The organism is Streptomyces sparsus, assembly GCF_054776295.1.
The window spans coordinates 2037-7743 of sequence record NZ_BAAHCA010000157.1; the positions used below are offsets into that span (position 1 = coordinate 2037).

General features: G+C 72.0%; 5 protein-coding genes and 1 pseudogene. 5 read left to right on the plus strand and 1 reads right to left on the minus strand.

All coding sequences use genetic code 11. The features are described 5' to 3' along the window. Window positions 1–613, minus strand: a pseudogene (locus ACYVE9_RS10650) (PucR family transcriptional regulator); the annotation flags it as partial. 186 nt (window positions 614–799) lie between these two features. Between ACYVE9_RS10650 and ACYVE9_RS10655 the strand changes: the two are divergent. Genes ACYVE9_RS10655 through ACYVE9_RS10675 form a run of 5 tightly spaced genes read left to right on the plus strand, consistent with a single transcriptional unit; the run spans window position 800 to window position 5645 of the window. After that, the gene (locus tag ACYVE9_RS10655; protein WP_461027531.1) at window positions 800–1603 is read left to right on the plus strand and encodes an ABC transporter ATP-binding protein; all 804 of its coding nucleotides are present in this window, start codon (window positions 800–802) and stop codon (window positions 1601–1603) included. Then, window positions 1600–2409: an ABC transporter ATP-binding protein gene (locus ACYVE9_RS10660; RefSeq protein WP_461027532.1), complete on the plus strand. Its 810-nt coding sequence runs from the start codon at window positions 1600–1602 to the stop codon at window positions 2407–2409. The genes ACYVE9_RS10655 and ACYVE9_RS10660 overlap by 4 nt, the downstream gene beginning before the upstream one ends. Then, window positions 2406–3296: a branched-chain amino acid ABC transporter permease gene (locus tag ACYVE9_RS10665; RefSeq protein WP_461027533.1), complete on the plus strand. Its 891-nt coding sequence runs from the start codon at window positions 2406–2408 to the stop codon at window positions 3294–3296. Before ACYVE9_RS10660 ends, ACYVE9_RS10665 begins: the two co-directional genes overlap by 4 nt. Before the next feature lie 7 nt (window positions 3297–3303). Beyond that, entirely contained in the window at window positions 3304–4383 is a 1080-nt protein-coding gene (locus ACYVE9_RS10670) for a branched-chain amino acid ABC transporter permease (protein ID WP_461027535.1), read from the plus strand. Beyond that, the gene (locus ACYVE9_RS10675; RefSeq protein WP_461027534.1) at window positions 4380–5645 is read left to right on the plus strand and encodes an ABC transporter substrate-binding protein; all 1266 of its coding nucleotides are present in this window, start codon (window positions 4380–4382) and stop codon (window positions 5643–5645) included. Before ACYVE9_RS10670 ends, ACYVE9_RS10675 begins: the two co-directional genes overlap by 4 nt. Window positions 5646–5707: the final 62 nt, after the last annotated feature.

Sequence of the window (5707 nt, forward strand, 5' to 3'; positions counted from 1 at the left end):
CACCCACCCCCACCACCGCGTACCGGCCCTGCTCCGGCAGGTCCAACGCCGCGGACGCCCGCTGGACCAGGCCGGGGGCCGGCTGGCCGGCCAGCAGCGCGTCCAGCAGCGCCTGCACCCGTTCGTCGGTGCGCCGCAGCATCTCCTGCTCGGTCGCACGGTAGGCGTCCGCGGCGGTCGCGGCCTGCCGGTCCACCGTCGCCCACATGGAGGTGGCGGCCCGCGTCACCGCCGACAGGGCGTCCGCACCCTGCCCGGTCGCGGTCTCCAGCAGCGCGTCCCAGGTGACGTACCCGGCGTGCCGGTAGGCGTGCACCAGCAGGTCCAGCGGCAGCCCCTGCTCGGCGCGCCGGCGTCCGGTGCGCTCGGCCAGCTCCAGATCGAGCCGCGGCGTGTTCGAGGGCGCGCCCATCACCTCGATGCCCAGCCGCATCGCCGTGCACACCGACTGCCACTGCTCGTCGGCCGGGATGACCTGGACGTACTGCGGGGAGTGCTCGTTGAGGTCGGCGACCAGCTGGTCGGTGAGCCGCGGCACCTGCTCCAGCAGGGCCGCCGCTGCCCGGCCCAGCAGCCGGCGTTCCTTCTCGGTACGGGGCTTGCGTGCGCTCACGAACCACCTCCCGTGGACGGGAGACGTCAGGATGCCAGCTTTCCGGCCGCCCGCGACAGGGTCTGTGCCCGTGCACAACGCGTCGACGTCGTCGCTGGTCACCGGTAGCGATTCGGCCGCCGGACGTGGACGGGGCGCCCCGCCCGGTGTTGTGGTGGCGCCGTATCCCGGTGGAAGGAGGAGCCGATGACGGCTGCGGCACTGGAGGTGCGGGCGGTCTCCGTGGGCTACGGTCCGGTACGGGCGCTGAACGCGGTCTCCCTGGAAGTGCCCGAGGGCTCGGTGGTGACCGTGCTCGGCGGCAACGGGGCGGGCAAGTCGACGCTGCTGCGGGCGATCTCGCGCACCCTGCGGTTCCACGGCGGGGTGACCGGCTCGGGCTCGGTGCACTTCGCCGGGCAGCGGCTGGACGGCATGTCACCGGCCCAGGTGGTGGCGGCCGGCGTGGTGCAGGTGCCGGAGGGCCGGCAGGTGTTCGCCCGGATGACCGTGGCCGACAACCTCAAGGCCGGTTTCCTCGGCGCGTCCGGTGGCCGCCGGGCGGCGGCCGCGACGCTGGAACGGGTGCACGAGCTGTTCCCGGTACTGGCCGAGCGGGCCCGGCAGCGCGCCGGCCTGCTCTCCGGTGGTGAACAGCAGATGCTCGCCATCGGCCGCGCGTTGATGGCCGGCCCGCGGCTGCTGCTGCTGGACGAGCCGTCGCTCGGCCTGGCACCGATGATGGCGGCCCGGATCGCCGACACCGTCCGCGACATCAACGTCCAGGGCACCTCGGTGCTGCTGGTCGAGCAGAACGCGGCACTGGCACTGAGGCTGGCGTCCTCCGCGTACGTGCTGGAGGTCGGTGAGGTCGCGCTCTCCGGCCCGGCGGCGGAACTCGCCGCCTCGGACGAGGTGCGACGCCGCTACCTCGGCGTGGCCGACGAGGAGACGGCGGCCGACACGTCGTCCGCCCGGCCCGCCGCGACGCTGAGCAGGTGGGTGCCGTGACGGCGACGACCGGACAGGAGGCGCCGGACGTGGTGATACCCCCGCTGGAGGTGCGGGACGTGACGGTGCGGTTCGCCGGTCTCACCGCGCTGGACGGCGTGTCGTTCACCGTCGAGCCGGGCAGCGTGCACGCGGTCATCGGGCCCAACGGCGCGGGCAAGTCGACCTGCTTCAACGTGCTCTCGGGCGTCTACCGCGCCGCGTCGGGAAGCGTGCGGTTCGGCGGTGCGGAACTGACCGGGCTGCCTTCGCACCGCATCGCGTCGCTGGGCGTCGCCCGCACCTTCCAGAACATCGTGCTGTCCCCGCACCTCACGGTGGCGGACGCCCTGATGCTCGGCCGGCACCGCCTCACGAAGGCGGGCTTCGTCTCCGCCGGGCTGCGGCTGCCGTCCGCCGTCCGGGAAGCCGCCCGGCACCGCGAACGGGTCGAGGAGATCGCCGCGTTCGTCGGCCTGGAGGGCACTCTCGACCAGCCGGCCGGGGCCCTGCCCTACGGGCTGCAGAAACTCGTCGAGCTGGGCCGCGCGCTGGCCATGGAACCGCGGCTGCTGCTGCTCGACGAGCCCGTCGCCGGTATGACCGGCGACGAGCGACGGCGCACCGCCGCCGTCATCGCCGGGGTGCGCGAGCACCTCGGGATCTCGATCGTCCTGGTGGAACACGACATGGGGGTGGTGATGCGGCTCGCGGACGCGGTGACCGTACTCGACTTCGGACGGCGCATCGCGGACGGCGCGCCCGCCCAGGTGCAGAACGACCCGGCGGTCGTGCGCGCCTATCTCGGCGAGGAGGACGCCTCGTGACGACCTTCGCCGAGCTGCTGCTCAACGGGATCTCGCTGGGATCGGTGTACGCGCTGATCGCCCTCGGATTCGTGATCATCTTCAAGGCCACCGAGGTGGTCAACTTCGCGCACGCCTCGCTGCTGCTGGTCGGCGGCTACCTCACCGCGGTGCTCCAGGACGACATCGGCTTCCTGGCCGCGCTGCTGGCGGGCGTGCTGGGCGCGGCGGCCGTCGGGGCGCTGGTCGAGTTCGTGGTGATCCGCCGCTACCGCGGCAAGGACCACAGCGTGCTGGCCATCGCGACCATCGGTGTCGACATCATCCTCATCACCGAACTCACCCGCCGCATCGGGTCCGACGTCTACGGGCTGGACGATCCGTGGGGCGACACCGTGCTCACCGTCGGAGGGCTGACCCTGCCGCAGAGCCGCCTGGCGGCGTTCCTGGTCGCGGCCGTCCTCATCGGCGCCTTCCTGCTGGCCTTCCGCTACACCTCCTGGGGGGTGGCGATGCGGGCGGCGGCCGAACACCCCGAGACAGCGGCCCTGATGGGTGTGCGGCTGGGACGGGTGTCGATGTCGGCCTGGGCGGTGGCCGGCGGACTGGCCGCCGTCGCCGCGCTGTTCCTCTCCGTCTTCCCCACCCCGGGTCTGGAACGCGGCACCTCACTCGCGGCGTTGAAGGCGTTCCCCGCGGCGATCCTCGGTGGGCTCGACTCGACGACCGGCGCACTGGTGGGCGGCCTGATCGTCGGGATCACCCAGGCGCTGGCCACCGGCTACCAGGGCGAACTGCTGTTCCTGGGCCGGGGAGTCGGGGAGATGGCGCCGTACGTGGTGATGATCCTGGTCCTGCTGGTGCGCCCGGCCGGCCTGTTCGGAACGAGGGAGCTGAGCCGTGTCTGAGCGCCGCATGGGATATCTGTGGGCCGTGAGCGGCGTGCTGCTTCTCGCCCTGCCGTTCTACCTGGACCGGTTCTGGCTCCAGGCCGGACTGTTCGCGATGGCCGCCGCCATCGGCGCCATCGGACTCACCATGCTGACCGGTGCCACCGGGCAACTCTCCCTGGGGCACGCCTTCTTCCTGGCCGTCGGCGCGTACGGCTACTGCGCGCTGGCCGGGAACGGCCAGGACGGTGAGCTGACCGGGCTGGGGCTGCCGCCCGCGCTGGCGGCGGTGCTGGCGGTACTCATCGCGGGAGCCGCGGGTGGTCTGTTCAGCCCCATCGCCGGCCGGCTGCGCGGCGCCTACCTGGGCATCGCCACCCTGGCGCTGATCTTCATCGGCCAGCACTTCCTGTTCAACTCCCATGGCCTGACCGGTGGTTACAACGGGCGGGACGTGCCGGCGCTGTCCCTGTTCGGGTTCGCCTTCGACGACACCCAGGTGCTGGTGGCCTCGGTGCCGTTCCAGTCGGCGGAGAAGCTCTGGTACGTGGGCCTGGTCCTGGTGGCCGGTTGCGCCCTGTTCGCCCGCGGGGTGCTGCGCGGACGGCCGGGCCGGGCCATGAACGCCATCCGCGACCACCGGATCGCGGCCGGCGTGATGGGCGTGCCGGTGGCCCGCTACCGGGGCGGGGTGTTCGTCCTGTCGTCGATGTACGCGGGGCTGGCCGGCGTGCTGCTGGCCCTCGTCTTCCAGCGCACTGTTCCGGAGTACTTCGGCTTCATCCTGTCGCTGGAGTACCTCGCGATGATCGTCATCGGCGGGCTGGGATCGGTGTCCGGCGCGGTCGTCGGTGCCGTCTTCGTCTCCCTGCTGCCCCAGATCCTCAACCGCTACAGCGACGCCCTGCCGCTGGTGTCCCCGCCGGGAACGGGCGGGATCGCGCCGGGGGAGATGTCCCGCTACCTCTACGGCGCGGCCGTGGTCGTCGTGGTGCTCTTCCTGCCCGGCGGCCTCGTGCGACTCGCCGCCCGCGGCGGCCCGTTCGCCGGGTTCCTCAAGAAGACGTCCAAGAAGACCCTCAAGAAGGACGAGGTACAAGCATGAGACGAACCAGCGTGCCCCGCGCGACCGTCGCCGTGGCAATCGCCGTGGCCCTCGTGGCCGCCGCCGGATGCAGCGGGAAGTCGGCCGGTGGCGAGGACGGCACCGCCGACGCGGACGGCGTGAAGACCGGCAACGGCGTCACCGACAAGACCATTCCGCTGGGCGCGCTCACCGACATGACCGGTGTCTACGCCTCGCTCGGAAAGAGCGTCACCCAGGCCCAGCAGCTCTACGTCAAGCGCATCAACGACGACGGCGGCATCTGCGGCCGGCAGCTCGAGCTGACCGTGCGTGACCACGGCTACGACGCGGGCAAGGCGATCCCGGCCTACACGGAGCTGGAGCCCGAGGTGCTGGGCTTCGTCCAGTTCATCGGTTCGCCCTTCGTCGGCGCCACCAAGGGCCGCATCACGAAGGACAAGGCCGTGGTGCTGCCGCAGGCGTGGGCGGCCTCGCTGCTGGGCAGCGAGTACATCCGGACCATCGGCGCGACCTACGACGTCGAGACCATCAACGCCGTGGACTTCCTGGTGGAGGAGAAGGGCCTCAAGAAGGGCGACAAGGTCGGCCACGTCTACTTCGAGGGCGACTACGGCGAGAACGCCCTCGAAGGCGCGAAGCACGCGGCGGAGGTGGCCGGCCTGACCATCGTCGAGCAGAAGATCAAGCCGACCGACGAGGACATGTCCGCGCAGGTCGCCTCGTTGAAGCGGGCCGGGGTGAAGGCCATGCTGATCAGCGCGGGCCCGCGGCAGGCCGCGTCGCTGGTGGGTGTCGCGGCGGCCGGCGGACTGAACGTGCCGGTGGTCGGCAACAACTCGGCGTACGCTCCGCAGCTGCTGGACACGCAGGCCGGCCCGGCGCTGATGAACGACTTCTACATCGCCACCTCGACCCTGCCGATCGGCTCGGAGGAGCCGGCGCCCAGCAGGCTGGCCAAGGCCTACAAGGCGGAGTACCCCGACGACGTGCTCGACAACGGCGTGGTGGCGGGCTGGAGCGCCGCGTCGGTCTACGCGGAGGCGCTGAAGAAGGCCTGTGAGAACAAGGACCTCACCAGGGACGGCGTCGTGAAGGCGCTGGGCACGCTCGACTCCTACGACAACGGGTTCGGCATCAAGCACGACTTCTCCGACCCGGCCGCTCCCTCGACCCGGGAGAGCTACATCCTCAAGCCGGACGACTCGGTCCCCGGCGGCCTGAAGGTCCACAAGGAGGGCGCTGCGGCGCCAGCCGCCGAGGACTTCACCCCGGGCGGCTGACGCCGACCGGCCAGGGCACTCACAGGCGGGCCCCCGCCGACGCCTCGCGCGTCGGCGGGGGC